The 14,381-nt window shown below is 69.7% G+C and carries 15 protein-coding genes; 2 read left to right on the top strand and 13 right to left on the bottom strand.

Features of this window, described 5'->3' with window-relative positions; translation table 11 throughout:
- Window positions 1-15 precede the first annotated feature (15 nt).
- A complete protein-coding gene (locus MMF98_RS04575; RefSeq protein WP_243304768.1) occupies window positions 16-1,026 on the top strand; it encodes a LysR substrate-binding domain-containing protein in 1,011 nt (336 codons plus the stop codon).
- On the opposite strand, the gene MMF98_RS04580 is transcribed toward MMF98_RS04575, so the two are convergent.
- Genes MMF98_RS04580 through MMF98_RS04605 form a run of 6 tightly spaced genes read right to left on the bottom strand, consistent with a single transcriptional unit; the run spans window position 971 to window position 7,930 of the window.
- Window positions 971-2,104: a class II histone deacetylase gene (locus MMF98_RS04580; protein ID WP_243304770.1), complete on the bottom strand. Its 1,134-nt coding sequence runs from the start codon at window positions 2,102-2,104 to the stop codon at window positions 971-973. The two genes, MMF98_RS04575 and MMF98_RS04580, sit on opposite strands and share 56 nt — an antisense overlap.
- Window positions 2,101-3,624, bottom strand: coding sequence for a tripartite tricarboxylate transporter permease (locus MMF98_RS04585; RefSeq protein WP_243304773.1), 1,524 nt, complete (start codon window positions 3,622-3,624; stop codon window positions 2,101-2,103). Before MMF98_RS04585 ends, MMF98_RS04580 begins: the two co-directional genes overlap by 4 nt.
- Window positions 3,625-3,634: 10 nt before the next feature.
- Entirely contained in the window at window positions 3,635-4,129 is a 495-nt protein-coding gene (locus MMF98_RS04590; protein ID WP_243304775.1) for a tripartite tricarboxylate transporter TctB family protein, read from the bottom strand.
- Window positions 4,126-5,085 (bottom strand): Bug family tripartite tricarboxylate transporter substrate binding protein, encoded by a 960-nt coding sequence (locus MMF98_RS04595; protein WP_243304777.1) that lies wholly within the window; start codon window positions 5,083-5,085, stop codon window positions 4,126-4,128. The genes MMF98_RS04590 and MMF98_RS04595 overlap by 4 nt, the downstream gene beginning before the upstream one ends.
- 35 nt (window positions 5,086-5,120) lie before the next feature.
- Window positions 5,121-6,482 carry an aminotransferase class III-fold pyridoxal phosphate-dependent enzyme gene (locus tag MMF98_RS04600; RefSeq protein WP_243304779.1) on the bottom strand — a complete coding sequence of 454 codons (1,362 nt, stop codon included), beginning with the start codon at window positions 6,480-6,482 and terminating at the stop codon, window positions 5,121-5,123.
- 14 nt (window positions 6,483-6,496) lie between these two features.
- A complete protein-coding gene (locus MMF98_RS04605; RefSeq protein ID WP_243304781.1) occupies window positions 6,497-7,930 on the bottom strand; it encodes an NAD-dependent succinate-semialdehyde dehydrogenase in 1,434 nt (477 codons plus the stop codon).
- Window positions 7,931-8,104: 174 nt separating this feature from the next.
- Between MMF98_RS04605 and MMF98_RS04610 the strand changes: the two genes are divergently transcribed.
- The gene (locus MMF98_RS04610; protein WP_243304783.1) at window positions 8,105-8,620 is read left to right on the top strand and encodes a MarR family winged helix-turn-helix transcriptional regulator; all 516 of its coding nucleotides are present in this window, start codon (window positions 8,105-8,107) and stop codon (window positions 8,618-8,620) included.
- Window positions 8,621-8,636: 16 nt separating this feature from the next.
- Here MMF98_RS04610 and MMF98_RS04615 read toward each other — a convergent pair whose 3' ends face one another.
- From MMF98_RS04615 to MMF98_RS04645, 7 genes are all read right to left on the bottom strand, one after another.
- The gene (locus MMF98_RS04615; RefSeq protein WP_243304785.1) at window positions 8,637-9,086 is read right to left on the bottom strand and encodes a GatB/YqeY domain-containing protein; all 450 of its coding nucleotides are present in this window, start codon (window positions 9,084-9,086) and stop codon (window positions 8,637-8,639) included.
- Between the two features lie 88 nt (window positions 9,087-9,174).
- On the bottom strand, window positions 9,175-9,387 hold the full coding sequence (gene rpsU, locus MMF98_RS04620) for a 30S ribosomal protein S21 (protein WP_012346814.1): 213 nt from the start codon (window positions 9,385-9,387) through the stop codon (window positions 9,175-9,177).
- Between the two features lie 166 nt (window positions 9,388-9,553).
- Window positions 9,554-10,795: a BaiN/RdsA family NAD(P)/FAD-dependent oxidoreductase gene (locus MMF98_RS04625; RefSeq protein WP_243304787.1), complete on the bottom strand. Its 1,242-nt coding sequence runs from the start codon at window positions 10,793-10,795 to the stop codon at window positions 9,554-9,556.
- A 223-nt stretch (window positions 10,796-11,018) separates the two neighbouring features.
- The gene (locus tag MMF98_RS04630) at window positions 11,019-11,321 is read right to left on the bottom strand and encodes a chorismate mutase (protein ID WP_243307298.1); all 303 of its coding nucleotides are present in this window, start codon (window positions 11,319-11,321) and stop codon (window positions 11,019-11,021) included.
- A gap of 5 nt (window positions 11,322-11,326) precedes the next feature.
- A complete protein-coding gene (locus MMF98_RS04635) occupies window positions 11,327-12,304 on the bottom strand; it encodes a Bug family tripartite tricarboxylate transporter substrate binding protein (RefSeq protein ID WP_243304789.1) in 978 nt (325 codons plus the stop codon).
- A 55-nt stretch (window positions 12,305-12,359) separates the two neighbouring features.
- Window positions 12,360-13,514, bottom strand: a complete 1,155-nt coding sequence (locus MMF98_RS04640) for a CaiB/BaiF CoA transferase family protein (RefSeq protein WP_243304792.1) — start codon at window positions 13,512-13,514, stop codon at window positions 12,360-12,362.
- Between the two features lie 3 nt (window positions 13,515-13,517).
- A complete protein-coding gene (locus MMF98_RS04645; protein WP_243304794.1) occupies window positions 13,518-14,372 on the bottom strand; it encodes an HpcH/HpaI aldolase/citrate lyase family protein in 855 nt (284 codons plus the stop codon).
- Window positions 14,373-14,381 lie beyond the last annotated feature (9 nt).

Genomic DNA, 14,381 nt, shown 5'->3' on the forward strand with positions numbered 1-14,381 from the left:
GGTTATGCTTCCGGCATGACTGACATCGACCGGGTCCTGCGCTCCAACCTCAAGCTGCGCCACCTGCAACTGCTGGTGGCGCTCGATGAATTCCGCCATCTGGGCCGTGCGGCCGAGTTCCTGTCCGTCACCCAGCCGGCCGTGTCCAAGATGCTGGTGGAGATCGAGCGCATGTTCGGGCTGGACCTGTTCCATCGCTCCACCCGCGGCACGGAACCGACGGCCTACGGCGCCACGGTGGTCCGGTTCGCCCGCTCCGTGCTGGCCGACTACCGGCGCACGCGCGACGAGATCGACGCGGTGGCCAGTGGCGGCATGGGGCGCGTCAGCGTGGGCGCGATGGTCGTGGCCACCCCCGGCCTGCTGATGCCGGCCATCGACGAGCTCAAGCGGCGCAGCGCGCTGACCACCGTCATGGTGGAGGAGGGGGATCTCACGCGGCTTTTGCCCCGGCTGCGCGTGGGCGAGATCGATCTGATCGTCGGCCGCCTGGAGCCCGGCTATGCCTCGCCCGACCTGGAAGCCGAAGCCCTGTACGCCGAACCCATGTGCATCGTCGTCAGCCCAGGGCACCCGCTGGCGGCCGAGCCCAGGCCCGACTGGGCCATGCTCGCGCAGCAGCCCTGGGTCGTGCCGCCGCCCTGGGCGTCGTCACGGGTCAAGCTGGGCCAGATGTTCTACAAGCACCGCCTGGTCCCGCCGGCCGACATCGTGGAGACGGCTTCGTTCCTGATGACGCTGTCGGTCGTGCGCCAGCGGCCGGCCGTGGGCTTCCTGGCGCTGAGCGTGGCCAGGCACTTCGCGCGCGAAGGATTGCTGGCCATCCTGAAGGTGAAGGTGCCGATTGAACTGCCGCCGGTCGGCATCATGACGCTGCGCGGACGACCGCCGACGCCTGCGAGCGAGCTCATGCTCGACTGCCTGCGAAGCGCGGCGGCGTCGCGCGAGGCCCAGCGCAAGACGCCGCCCGTCAGGGCGCCGGGTGGCTCCAGTGGCGCTGGCGCACGTCCTCGAAGTGCCCGGTGAGCGCCGCGACCAGCTGGCGCTGATGGTCCTGCAGGGCCTGGCCCGGGATCAGCGCGTGGTGCGCGGTGAACGGGCAGGTGGCCTCGGTCGCGATCCCTGACAACTGCTCCAGCACCGCCAGGCCAAAGAACGGCACGGACACCGGGCAATAGCCGCCCTCGTGCGTCATCACCAGGCGGCCCTGCGCGTGGCGCCGGGCCATGTCCTGCATGGCCGCCGTCATCCAGCGGAACGCATGGCCGTCCAGCATCATGCGCCCCAGCGGGTCGAGCCGGCCCGCATCGTAGCCGCAGGCGACGATGATGAGTTCGGGCCGGTAGGCCTCCAGCGCGGGCAGGACGATCTGCTCGAACGCGTGCCGGTAGGCACCGAAGCCGCAGCCGGGCGGCAGCGGAACGTTCAGGTTGTAGCCCAGGCCATCGCCCGTGCCGAGTTCGTCCGCTTCTCCCTTGACCAGCGGAAATCCCGCCTGCTGGTGGACCGAGATCGTGAGCACGTCGCGGCGCGCCTCGAAGCATTTCTGCGTGCCGTTGCCGAAGTGCACATCCCAGTCGACGATGGCGACGCGCTGCACGCCGTACTGGCGGATCGCATGCTCTGCCGCCAGCGCCGCGTTGGCGAAGATGCAAAAGCCCATGCCCTGCTCCGGCTCGGCGTGGTGGCCGGGCGGGCGCGTGAGCGCATAGGCCGTGTCGACGCGCTGCTGCATCACGGCATCGACCGCGCTCAGCGCGCAACCCGCGGAGCGGCGCGCCGCGCTCCACCCGTTGGAGGAGATCGGCGCGCCCATGCCGGTGTCGCCGCCGCCGCCCTCCGCGAGCTGGCGCACGCGCGCGACGTAGTCGGGCGAATGCAGGCGCGTGAGTTCGGCCGGTTCGGCATCGCGCGCGGCGATCGCGGTCATCTGCCCGAGCAGGCCGGACACATCGAGCAGGTTGAGCAGGCGCCGCTTCGGGTCGGCGTTCTCGATGTGGCGGTTGTAGGGCTCGATGAAGCCGCCGGGTTTGAGCATCAGGGCGTAGTTGCCCGGGTCGTGCCAGAAGCACAGTTCGTCGGTGACGAAGCCAGTGGTGGTCATGAGGGATGGCGTTGGGTGGAGGAAGGGCGCACGAAGATCTGGCGTGCGAGCCGCTCGATCAGCGGCCAGGCGAGCAGCAGCACCGCGCCGGCGGCCATGCAGGCCGACATGGGCCGCGTGAGGAAGACCAGCAGCGAACCTTCGCTGACGCTCAGGGCCTGGCGCAGCGAGGCTTCCAGCGTGTCGCCCATCACCATGCCGAGGATCAGCGGAATGGTCGGGATGTTCAGCCGCGCGCACAGCCAGCCGAAGGCGCCGAAGCCCGTGGCAACCCAGACATAGTAGGTCGAGTTGGCCGCGGCAAAGGCGCCCACGAAGCTCAGCGCCAGGATGCCGACGCCCAGGATCCGTGCGTCGACATAGGCCAGCCGCGCCAGCGGCCGGATGGTCAGCACCAGCAGCGCGAGGATGACGATGTTCAGCACCAGCAGCCCGGCGAACACGCCGTTGACGATCTCGGGGCGCTCGATGAACAGCGTGGGGCCGGGGACGATGCCGTGGACGACGAACACGCCCATGATGATCGCGGTGATGGCATCGCCCGGAATGCCGAGCGTGAGCACCGTGATCATCGCGCCGCCCGAATTGGAGTTGTTGGCCGATTCGGCGGCGACGATGCCCTCCGGGTTGCCGCTGCCGAACGGCGTCGGATCGGTGGCCCCGCGCTTGGCCCAGAAGTAGGCGAGCGAGGTGGACAGGACCGAGCCCACGGCCGGCAGAACGCCGATGGCGGCGCCGAGCAGCAGGCCCTTGCCCATGGTCTTCGGATAGCGCAGGGGTTCGAGGAACGCGCGCCAGGAAAGCCCGGCGCTCGACAGCAGCGTCGCATCGAACGTGGGGCGGGGCGAGGAAATCATGACCAGCGCCTGCGCCATGCCGAACAGGCCGACCGCCACAGGCACCAGCGGCAGGCCGTTGAGCAGCTCGCCGGTGCCCAGCGTGTAGCGCAGCTCGTTGGAGTTCGGATCGATACCCACGGTGGCGATGAAGAAGCCCAGCCCCGTCATCATCAGCGCCGGAAAGAACTGGCGGCGATAGGCCTTGGCCACGCACAGGGCCGCCAGCACGATGGCCATCACGCTTTCGGCGGCGCCGAAGCGGCCCGCGACGACGGACAGCGGGCGCGCCGCCAGCCCCAGCAGCAGGGCGCTCACGATGCCGCCCACGAAGGCCGACATGAAGGCCAGGGACAGGGCGCGCTGGGCCTCGCCGCGCCGCGCCATGGGATAGCCGTCGAGCATGGTCATGATCGACGAGGCCTCGCCCGGCGTGCGGATCAGGATCGAGGTCACGGCGCCGCCATAGAAGGCGCCGCAATAAACGCCCAGCAGCAGGCAGATGCCCACCAGCGGCGGCATGCCGTAGGTGAAGGGCAGCAGCACCGCGATGGTGACGCCCGGCCCCACGCCCGGCAGGACGCCCACGATGATGCCCAGCGCCGCGCCGACCAGGATCGCGAGCGCGACGGGCAGCGAGGCCAGCGCCATCAGGCCGGAGGACAAGTCGCTCAGGAACTCCATGGCAGGTCCCTCACAGCCAGCCGCCAAACGCGATGTTCAGCCCCTTGGCGAACACCAGCCACAGCACCACGGCCAGCGGCACCGCGAGCAGCACCGAGGCGCGCCAGGGCAGCCGCACGGCCCGTGCCGTGACCAGCGAGAACAGCAGCGTGCTGGTCAGGAAGCCCAGCACCGGCGTGGCCAGCGAGTAGGCGACGAACAGTGCCACGGCCACGGCCATCAGGACCGGGCGCGAGGCGCTGGCGTCCATTTCGTCGGAATCGGCATCGCGCTCGGCGTCCTGGCGCGCCAGCAGTTCGGTCAGCGCGCCGGCGATCACCAGCACCAGCGCGAACCGCGGAAACGCGCCCGGGGATTCGTACCAGGGCGCGTTCTGCGGCCAGGGCGTGATCAGCCAGGGCGTGGCCACCAGCGCGGCGGCGGCCAGCAGCGCCAGCAGGAACAGCAGGGTGCGCCGCGGGTCGAGGCCGCGCGGCGGGAGGGCGGAGGCGGGCGGGCGGGTCACTTCTTTGTCATCCCGAGCTCGGTCATCAGTTCACCCATCCACTGGGTGTCGGACTGGATGCGCTGGGCCATCTGCTCGGGCGTCATGTACAGCGCAGGGACGCCGAGCTTGCCGAGCAGGTCGACCATCTCCTTGTCGCCCATGGCTTCGCGCACCGTCTCGCTGAGCTTGTGCGTGATGTCGCGGGGCGTGTTGGCGGGCGCGATCAGGCCGATCCACGGAAACCGCTCGCCGTAGCCCGCTTCCTTGAGGGTGGCGGTGTCGGGATAGTGCTTGCTGCGTGTGGGCATCCAGGTCGAGAGGACCTTGATCTGCTTGGCGCGCGCGAACGGCGCGGCCATTTCGGCGCCCGTGGTGGCGAGGTCGGCGTCGCCGGCGGTCAGCTCCTTGGCGCTTGGATTCGGGAAGGCCACGATCTTGTAGGGCCAGCCGTCCTGGCGCGCGATTTTGGCGGCGATCAGCGCCGGGCTGGAGGCCGCCGCGTAGGAGCCGATGATGATCGGCTTGCCCTGCGCCTTGGCCCAGACGGCAAACTCCTTCAGGTTGCTGGCCGGGATGTCGCCGCGCGCGGCCAGCACGAAGTCGTTGACGAACACACCCGCCAGCGGCGCGTAGTCGGCCTGCTTGTAGGGCGTGTTGCCCGCCAGAACCTGCGTGACGCCCGGGCCGGCGGTCCAGGAGCCGATGGTGTAGCCATCGGGCTTGGCCTTGGTGAGCTCGGCCGTGCCGACCACGCCGCCGCCGCCGGGCTTGTTGATGACCTGCACCGGAACGCCCAGCCGTTTGCTCATGCCCTGCGCCAACACGCGGAAGACGGCATCGGCATCGTTGCCGGGCGGAAACGTGTAGATGATCTCGATGGCCTTGGCGGGCCACTTTTCCTGTGCGGCGGCGGTCAGGGGCAGTGACACGAGAGCGGTGGCGATGACGGCGGCAGTGGCGATCCAGCGTGGCATGGCAGGTTCCTGGTGGGTGCGTTGAAGCGGAGGGGTCAGAGGTTTTCGGCAACGGCAAATGCACGGTGGAGGATGTGCATCGCCTCATCGACGTGGTCGTACGTGAAGACCAGCGGCGGCGACAGAATCAGCCGGTTGCCCTGGACGCGGATGATCGCACCTTCCTGGCGGGCGGCGGCCATCAGGGCTTGCGCATAGGGGCTGTAGGCCATCAGCATCTCGCGGCTCTCGCGGCTCACGACCAGTTCGACCGCGGCCATCAATCCCTTGCCGCGCACATCGCCCACATGCGGGTAGCGCATCAGCTCGTGCAGGCGTTCCAGCAGGTAGTGGCCGGTGTCGAGCGAGCGCTCCGGCAGATTCTCGCGCTCCACGATGGCCAGGTTGGCATTGGCGGCTGCGCAGGCCAGCGCGTGGCCCGAGTAGGTGTAGCCGTGCATCAGGGCCGCCGGGACGCCGGGCCTCTCCCAGGCGCTAGCCACCCGTTCGTTGATCAAGGTGGCGCCCAGCGGCACATAGCCCGAGTTGATGCCCTTGGCCATGGCCATGATGTCGGGCGCCACGCCCCAGGCGCGGGCGCCGCACATGGCGCCGATGCGGCCGAAGCCGGTCACGATCTCGTCGCTGATCAGCAGGATGCCGTACTTGTCGAGGACGGCGCGCACCTGCGGCCAGTAGCTTTCGTGCGGCACGATCACGCCGCCCGCTCCCTGCACCGGCTCGGCCACGAAGGCGGCGATGGTGTTCGGCCCCTGGTACAGGATCGCGCTTTCGAGTTCCGCGGCGCACAGGCTGGCCAGCCTGGCGGGGTCGGATTCGTTCCAGAGGTTGCGGTAGAGGTAGGGGCTTTCGATCTGGAAGCAGCCGGGCATCAGCGGTTCGTACGCGGTGCGGAACGCCGGGCTGCCGTTGAGCGAGGCGCCGCCGAAATGCACGCCGTGGTAGCCCCCCTTGAGCGACAGGAACTTCACGCGTTCGGCCTGGCCTTCCAGCTTCCAGTACTGGCGTGCCAGCTTCAGCGAAGTCTCCACGGCGTCGGAGCCGCCAGAGGAAAACAGCACCTTGCTCATCTTCTCGGGCGCGAACATGGCCGTGAGCCGCGCCGACAGCTCGATGGCCGGCGGGTTGGACGTGTTGTGGAAGGTCGAGTAGTAGGCCAGCTTGCCCAATTGCGCCGTGATGGCGTCGATCACCTCGCGGCGGTTGTGCCCGACGTTGACGTTCCACAGCGAGGCGACGGTATCCAGATAGCGCTTGCCGTCGATGTCGAAGACATGCACGCCTTCGCCGCGTTCCATGATCAGGGGCGGGTGCTGCTGTGCGACCTTGGGGTCGACCATGGGGTGGTACATGTGCTGCGCATTGGCGCTGCGCACGTCGATGGTGGGGGTGTTCAAGGGGGTACTCCTGGTTAAGCGGTGGCGATGGTGCGTGTGGTGAGGTAGGGCTCGATGCCCTGCAGGCCGTTTTCGCGGCCGATGCCGCTGTCCAGCACGCCGCCGAACGGGGTTTCGGGCTGCATCAGCGCGACGGTGTTGAGGGCGACGGCGCCGGCACGGACTTCTTCGCCGATGCGGCGCGCGCTGTGCAGGTCCTGCGTGAAGCCGAAGGCGGCCAGCCCGACGGGCAGGCTGTTGGCCAGGCCGATGGCCTCGTCCAGGGTGTCGAACGGCGCCACCGGCACCAGCGGGCCGAAGGGCTCTTCCTGCATGATGCGCGCGTGCGCCGGCACCTCGGCCAGCACGGTGGGCGCATAGAAGAAGCCCAGGCCCGGCCCCGGCTCGCCGCCGCAGACCAGGCGCGCGCCCTGCGCGCGGGCGTCGTCCACCAGGGCCCGCACGGCGCGCACGCGGCGCTCGCTGGCCAGCGGCCCCATGGTGGTGGCCGCGTCGCGCCCGTCGCCCATGCGGGTGGCGCGCGCGACGCTGGCGAACGCTGCGACGAAGGCCTCGTAGCGGCTGCGGTGCACGAAGAAGCGCGACGGGTTGGCGCAGATCTGCCCGGCGTTGCGCAGCTTGATCTGGACCAGCGTCTGGACGGCGGCCAGCGGGTCGGCATCGGCGCAGACGATCACGGGCGCATGGCCGCCGAGCTCGAGCGTCACCGGCTTGAGGTGCTGGCCCGCCAGTGCGGCGATCTGCCGCCCCACGGCCTGCGAGCCCGTGAACGAAACCTTGCGGATCGTGGGCGATGCGATCAGTGCGGACGAGACCTCGGCGGGCACGCCCAGCAGCAACTGCACCGCGTTGGCGGGCACGCCCGCCTCCACCAGGCAGCGCACCAGCCCGGACACCGCCAGCGGCGTTTCCTCGGCCGGCTTGAGCACCACCGAGCAGCCGGCGGCCAGCGCCGCCCCGAGCTTGCTGGCCGACAGCATGACCGGGAAGTTCCACGGCGTGAAGGCCGCCACCGGTCCGATCGGCTGGCGCAGCGTGTGGAACCGCGTCGTCGGCCAGCGCGACGGAATGGTGTGCCCGTAGCAGCGGCGCCCTTCTTCGGCAAACCACTCCAGCATCTGGGCGGCCTGTTCGATTTCACGGCCCGATTCGGCCAGCGGCTTGCCTTGTTCCAGCGTGAGCTGCAGGCCCAGCAGGGGCGCGCGTTCGCGCAGCAGCGCGGCCGCCTTGCGCAGGCAGGCCGAGCGGTCCAGGGCCGTCAGCGCGCTCCAGCGCGAGAAACCGTCCTGGGCGGCTGACAGCGCCTCGTCGATATCCTGCGGGTGCGCGGCCGCATAGGTGGCCAGCACTTCGCCGTTGGCCGGGTTGGTAACATGCAGCGAAGCCGCACCGCGGCCCTCTCGCCAGCGGCCAGCGATGTACTGCTGGGGGGTGGAATAGCTAGACATGAATCCGAGTGTATGAATCCGACCCCTAATGGAAAAAATCCACTATCCCGGGGACTTACCCCTAGGCGCGGCGAGGCCGCGGAGGCGCGGCGTCCGCGCCTGACCACCTGGGCGCACAGGCCGGTCGAGATCTCGATGCCGCCCAATCTGGCGCATCCTTCATCGATCTTTGACTTGCTGAACTTCCGCGTGTCGGAGTTCTATGGCGTGAGCGGCTCGCTGGTGACGCGCCTGTGCGAAGGCGAGTTCGGCGTGACCCGCGAGGAGTGGGGCTTCATCGCGATGCTGGCGGCCCTCGGCCCGCTGTCTCCGTCCGACCTCGCGGCCTGGACCTCGGTCGACCGCTCGCAGGGCTCGCGCACGCTGCGGGGCCTGCTGGACAAGAAGCTCATCTTCCGCCGCCGCGTGGCGGGCGACGGGCGAAGGGTGAAGGTGGTGCTGTCGGCGGCGGGCCGCGAGTTGTACCGGCATGGGTTCCCGCAGGTCGTGAAGATCCACCGGGCCATGCTCTCGACCCTGAACGAAGAGGAGATCGCCACCCTGGCGCGCTGCCTGCGCAAGATGCAGGAGGCTGCGACCGTGGTCTACGGCTCGGACCTGGTGGGGGCGCAGGCCGACCGGCGGCATGGCGGCAGCCGCAGCACCTGGGTGGAGGGCCGGTTTGACGCCCGGGACGATCCGGGCGCTTGAACCGGCGAAGGCGTGGTCAGCCGTTTGCCAAGGCGTGCTTGACGGCGGCCGACACCTGGCCCATGTCGGCCTTGCCGGCTAGGCGCGCCTTGACGGCGCCCATCACCTTGCCCATGTCGCCCGGGCCCTTGGCGCCGAGCTCGGCCACGATGGCCTGGACTTCGGCCGCCACTTCTTCGGCCGACAGCCGCGCCGGCAGGTAGGCCTGCAGGACGACGATCTCGGCGGCTTCCTTGTCGGCCAGGTCCTGCCGGGCCGCTTTCTCAAACGCCTCGACGCTGTCCTTGCGCTGCTTGATGAGCTTGTCCACGATGGCGATGACCATGGCGTCGTCCAGCGTCACACGCTCGTCGACTTCCTTCTGCTTCATCGCGGCCGTCAGCAGGCGGATGGTGCCCAGGCGCTCCGCGTCCTTGGCGCGCATGGCGGCTTTCATATCGTCGGTGATCTGGTCTTTGAGGGACATGGCGTTCTCCGCTGAAAAGGCATGGAAAAAAAGAAAACCCGCGCCTGGCGTCCCGAGCGCGGGTTCTTGAGGGCCGAGGCCGTCGCGATCAGTACAGCTTCTTGGGCAGCTGCATGCTGCGCACGCGCTTGTAGTGGCGCTTGACGGCGGCGGCCTTCTTGCGCTTGCGCTCGGCGGTGGGCTTCTCGTAGAACTCGCGGGCGCGCAGTTCGGTCAGCAGGCCCAGCTTCTCGATGGTGCGCTTGAAGCGGCGCAGTGCCACGTCAAAGGGCTCGTTCTCTTTTACACGGATGGTGGTCATTACGTAATGATTTCAATAATGTGCCAGGGGAAGATCGGGCCCCGGGCGGGGTTCCCCAACAAAATGTTGATCAGGCCGTTGGGGTTTGCCAGCAAAGCCCTAGATTATAGCCCTTTGGCGGTCCTGGGCAAGTACGGGTCCGGTCGATGCGGGAGGCTGTGGCGGCTCAGGACGGCGCGAGCCGGGCCGCCAGCGCCTGCGCGCAGGCGTAGCCGCTGGCCCAGGCCCACTGGAAGTTGTAGCCGCCAAGCCAGCCGGTCACATCGACCACCTCGCCGATGAAGTACAGGCCGGGCTGTTTGGACTCCATCGTCTGGGATGACAGGTCGCGCGTGTCCACACCGCCGGCCGTGACCTCGGCCTTCTTGTAGCCCTCGGTGCCGGTGGGCGTGAGCTTCCAGCGCGCGAGCCGTTCGGCCAGCCCGCCCAGCGCCTTGTCGCTGGCCTCGTTGACGGGGCGCTGCCAGGCGGCGTCCTGCTGCACCCAGGCGTCGGCCAGGCGGCCGGGCACGAGGGCTGCGAGTTCGTTGGCGATCAGCTTGCGTGAGCTGGCCTTGGCGCGCGCCAGGGTGGCCGGCAGGTCGGCGTCGGGTGCGAGGTTCAGGCGGATCGGCTGGCCGTCGCGCCAGTAGCTCGAGATCTGCAGCACGGCCGGGCCGCTCAGTCCGCGGTGGGTGAACAGCAGGTCTTCGTGGAAGGCGCCGCGTGCCTTCTTGGCGCCGGTTTCGATCTGCACCGGCAGCGCCAGGCCGGCCAACTGGGCGTAGGGCGCCCAGGCGGCGCCGTCGAAGGTGAGCGGCACCAGCGCCGGGCGCGGCTCGACCAGCCGCAGGCCGAACTGGCAGGCGATGCGGTAGCCGAAATCGGTGGCGCCGATCTTGGGAATCGACAGGCCGCCGGTGGCGATGACCACGCTGGAGGCCGTGACGACGCCCTCGCTGCTATCGATTTCATAGCTACCAATGACCGCCCCACCTGGACCCTGGGCCGAAAAGCGTATGTTTTTGACGCTACAGGGCTGCCAGCGGACCACGCCGCCGGCCTCGCACTCGCGCAGCAGCATCTGGATCAGGTCGTCGGCCGAACGGTCGGCGAACAGCTGGCCCTTGTGCTTCTCGTGAAAGGGGATGCCGTGGCGCTGCACCAGCGCGATGAAGTCCTGCGGTGTGTAGCGGCTGAGTGCGCTGCGGCAGAAGTGCGGGTTCTCGCCCAGGAAATGCTTGTGCGGCGCGGCGGGGTCGAGGTCGCGGTTGGTGAAGTTGGCGCGCCCGCCGCCGGAGATGCGGATCTTCTCGGCCACTTTCTCGCTGTGGTCGATCAGCAGCACCTTGAGCCCGAGCTGGCCGGCCACGCCGGCGCAGAACAGGCCGGCCGCGCCCGCGCCCACGATGGCGACGTCGACTTGCATCAGGCGCTCACCCCTGGAGCCGTCAGAGGGCTGTGCAGCGCGGGGCCGGGCCGGCGGGCCGCAGCAGGACGGGTGGTGGGCTGGAGGGGCGCGAAGGCCGCGCCCGTGCGCTTGCGCGTTGTCAATGGAAGTCCTGAGAAAGGCGAGGGGGATGGGAGAAGCCCCCGATGTTAACGGGCCTGCCGGCCCCGGCCGAGGGGCTCGGCCGCACCGCCGCCGTGGTTCAGGCGGCCGGCCGCGCGTCCATGGCGGACTGGATGGCGCGGTGGTCGAGCACGACCTCATCGATGATGCGGCGGAACAGCTGCGCCACCAGGGCCGGATTGAGGCCATGCCTGCCGGCCAGCGCTTCGTAGCGCAGCGCCTGCTGGCGCTCCCGCTCGGCGTCCACGGCGTTCAGCTGGTGCAAGGCCTTGAGCCGCCCGACCTCGCGGGTCACGGCGAAGCGCCGGGCGAGCAGCGTCACGATCTGCTCGTCGAGCGCGTCGATTTCTTCCCGGTGGGATTGCAGCGGCGAAGCCTCCATGGCGCTCACTCGGGCTGGATGCCGGCTTCGCGGATCTGCTGGCCCCAGGCGTCGTACTGCTCCTTGACGAAGCGCTGGAACGGCTCGCCGTTGAGCAGGTCGGGCTCCATGCCCATGTTGCGCAGGCGCTCGATGACCTCGGGCGCGGCCATGGCGGTGCTGATCTGCGTGTTCCACCACTGCACCACCTCCGGCGGCAGCTTGGCGGGGCCCGCCATGCCGATCCAGCCGGTCAGGTTGAGTTCGCCAAGACCCAGTTCGCGGGCGGTGGGAACGTCGCTCAGGATGGTCGAGCGCTTGTTCGAGACGACGGCGACGGCTGTCAGGTTCTTGGCGCGCACCTGCGACAGCACGGCGCCCAGGTCGGCCGCGACGAAGCTGACCTGCCCGCCGATCAGGTCCGTCAAGGCGGGCGGCTGTCCCTTGTAGGGCACGCCCAGCACCTGGATCTTCGCGGCGCGGCTGAAGGCCGCCGCCACCACCTGGCCAGTGCCCGAGCCGTAGCCGTAGGAGACGGCCGTGGGGTTGGCCTTGGCGGCGGCGATCAGCTGGCCGGCCGTCTGCAGGCCCTGGGCCGCGCCCGTGACGACCACGACGTCGAAGCGCACCACCCGGCCCACATGCGTGAAGCCGTTGACCGCGTCGAAGCGCTGCGCCGCCTTGGACAGGTAGGGGCCCGAGGAATGCGTGGCGCTCGACGCCGGCATCATGGTGTAGCCGTCGGGCGGCGCCTTGGCCACCGTCTCGACCCCGAGCACCCCGAGCGCGCCGGGTTTGTTGTCGATGATGATGGTGGCGCCGGTGCGGGTGCGGATGTTGTCCAGCACCACGCGCGATACGTTGTCGATGGTGCTGCCCGCGGGGAAGCCGATCACGAAGCGGATGGTCTTGCCGGGAGCGGGATAGGCCTGCGCCGAGGCGCCGGCCGCGGCGAGCAGGGCGGCGGCGGCCAGGGCGGTCTTGAGTGGATGTCTGATGTTCATGGACTGTGTCTCTCTGTGGGGGGTGATGGCCGCGCGCGGTGGCGGCGGTCGGTGGTCAGGGGCGGCGGAGGCCGCCAAGGATTTCATCGGTGTGCTCGCCCAGCGACGGCGCATGGCGCTGCACCTGGCCGGGCGTGCGGCTGAAGCGGACCGGAAGGCCGGCCTGCACGATGCGGCCTTCGGTCGGGTGCTCGGACTCGTGCCAGAACTGCGTGGCCGCCAGGTGCGGATCGCGCAGCAGGTCGTCGAACGAGTTGACGGGGGCGAACGGAATGTCGGCATCGGCCAGCGCCTCGGACCAGGCCGCGGTGGTGCGCCCGGCCAGCGACTCTTCCACGAAGCGGTAGAGCTCCGGGAAATGCCGGCTGCGGCTGTTGAGCGTCTGGTAGCGGGGGTCCTGCGCCATCTCCGGATGGCCCACCAGCGCGAAGAAGCGCTGCCACTGCGCGTCGGTGTAGGGCACCACGCTCATGTAGCTGTCCTGGGTGCGGAATGGCCGCCGGTAGTCGTTGAGCAGGCGCGCGTAGCCCGCGTTGCCTTCGGGCGGCACGTAGGTCAGCCCGGCCAGGTGCTCGAGCGCCATGAAGGCCACCATGCATTCGAACATCGGCACCTCGATGGCCTGGCCGACACCGCTGCGCTCGCGCGCATAGAGCGCGCTGGCCACCGCCTGGGCCACGTAGAGCCCGACCACCTTGTCGGCCACCACCGACTTCACGTACTCCGGCGCACCCGCACCCGCGCCCGCGCCGCCCTGCAGCCAGGCCAGGCCCGACACGGCCTGGATGGTGTCGTCGATCGCCGGCCGGCCCGCGTAGGGGCCGCTCTCGGAGTAGCCATAGCAGGCGCAGTAGATCAGCCTCGGAAAGCGCTGCTCCAGCGAGGCGTAGTCCAGCCCGAGCCGGCGCATGGCCGGCGCGCGCATGTTGGAGACGAGGACGTCGGTGTCCTCCAGCAGCGCCAGCAGCTGCTGGCGGCCCTCGGCGGTCTTCGCGTCGATGACGGCGCTGCGCTTGTTGCGGTTGAAGTTGAGATGCGCGTGGCTCATCTTCGCGTGGCGCTGCGGCGTGACGTGGCGGAACACGTCCCCGGCGGCGGATTCCACCTTGATCACGTCGGCGCCCATGTCGCCCAACATCTGCGTGGCCATCGGCCCCATGCCGACGCCGGTCAGGTCAAGGATCCGCACTTTGTCCAGTGCACCGGCCATCGCTCAGGCCCTCCCCATGAGCCGGCGCGCCAGGCGAAGATGGGGCTGGTCGATCATCTTGCCGTCCAGGTTGAAGGTGCCCGCATCCGGATTGCGCTCGAAGGCCTCGAGCACCCTGGCGGCCCAGGCCAGCTGGCTTTCATCGGGCGTGAAGGCCGCGTTGATGGCCTCGACATGCCGGGGGTGGATCGCGAGCTTGCCGGCGAAGCCGTCGCGGCAGGCCTCCTGCGCCTCGTCGGCCAGCACCGTGGGCTCGTCCAGCTCGACGCAGACGGTGTCGATGGCCCGCACGCCCGCTGCCGCGGCGGCGTAGAGGCACAGCGAGCGCGCGAGCCGGTAGGGCTCGGTGTAGCGGCCCTGGTGCCGGTTGCCCAGCGAGCCGACGTCGGCGGCCAGGTCTTCCGCGCCCCAGGAGAGGCCCCACAGGCGAGGCGTCACATGGGCGTAGCTGCCGAGCCCGAAGATCGATTGCGCGGTTTCCGTGACGATGGCCAGGATGCGCGTGCTGTCCTGGGGCAGGCCGGCCTGCGCCTCGAAGGCATCGAGGTAGTGCGCGGCCTGGAGCAGGGCCTCGCGCCCCTGGCATTTGGGCAGGACGATGCCGTAGGGCCGCGCCGGCATCACCGCGGCGAGGTCCTGCAGCAGGTGGCCGCTGTCCAGCGCGTTCACGCGCACCCAGGCCTGCTGGGTGGCGGGCACCTGCGCCAGCATCTGGCGCACGAGGGGGCGCGCGGCCGGCTTGCGGGCCGGGGCGACAGAGTCTTCAAGATCGAGGATCAGGGCGTCGGCGGCGGTGGTGATCGCGCGCTCGAACTTGCGCTGCGAGTCGCCGGGCACGAACAGGAAGGTACGGGTCATGCGGGGCGC

This window comes from Variovorax terrae (assembly GCF_022809125.1).
In the GTDB taxonomy this organism is placed as follows: domain Bacteria; phylum Pseudomonadota; class Gammaproteobacteria; order Burkholderiales; family Burkholderiaceae_C; genus Variovorax_A; species Variovorax_A terrae.

What these genes read in the sequence shown, in the direction of transcription:
- MMF98_RS04575 (WP_243304768.1), top strand. Translation starts at nt 16, where the DNA reads ATGACTGACATCGACCGGGTCCTGCGCTCCAACCTCAAGCTGCGCCAC.
- MMF98_RS04580 (WP_243304770.1), bottom strand. Translation starts at nt 2,104, where the DNA reads ATGACCACCACTGGCTTCGTCACCGACGAACTGTGCTTCTGGCACGAC.
- MMF98_RS04585 (WP_243304773.1), bottom strand. Translation starts at nt 3,624, where the DNA reads ATGGAGTTCCTGAGCGACTTGTCCTCCGGCCTGATGGCGCTGGCCTCG.
- MMF98_RS04595 (WP_243304777.1), bottom strand. Translation starts at nt 5,085, where the DNA reads ATGCCACGCTGGATCGCCACTGCCGCCGTCATCGCCACCGCTCTCGTG.
- MMF98_RS04605 (WP_243304781.1), bottom strand. Translation starts at nt 7,930, where the DNA reads ATGTCTAGCTATTCCACCCCCCAGCAGTACATCGCTGGCCGCTGGCGA.
- MMF98_RS04615 (WP_243304785.1), bottom strand. Translation starts at nt 9,086, where the DNA reads ATGTCCCTCAAAGACCAGATCACCGACGATATGAAAGCCGCCATGCGC.
- rpsU (WP_012346814.1), bottom strand. Translation starts at nt 9,387, where the DNA reads ATGACCACCATCCGTGTAAAAGAGAACGAGCCCTTTGACGTGGCACTG.
- MMF98_RS04625 (WP_243304787.1), bottom strand. Translation starts at nt 10,795, where the DNA reads ATGCAAGTCGACGTCGCCATCGTGGGCGCGGGCGCGGCCGGCCTGTTC.
- MMF98_RS04630 (WP_243307298.1), bottom strand. Translation starts at nt 11,321, where the DNA reads ATGGAGGCTTCGCCGCTGCAATCCCACCGGGAAGAAATCGACGCGCTC.
- MMF98_RS04635 (WP_243304789.1), bottom strand. Translation starts at nt 12,304, where the DNA reads ATGAACATCAGACATCCACTCAAGACCGCCCTGGCCGCCGCCGCCCTG.
- MMF98_RS04640 (WP_243304792.1), bottom strand. Translation starts at nt 13,514, where the DNA reads ATGGCCGGTGCACTGGACAAAGTGCGGATCCTTGACCTGACCGGCGTC.
- MMF98_RS04645 (WP_243304794.1), bottom strand. Translation starts at nt 14,372, where the DNA reads ATGACCCGTACCTTCCTGTTCGTGCCCGGCGACTCGCAGCGCAAGTTC.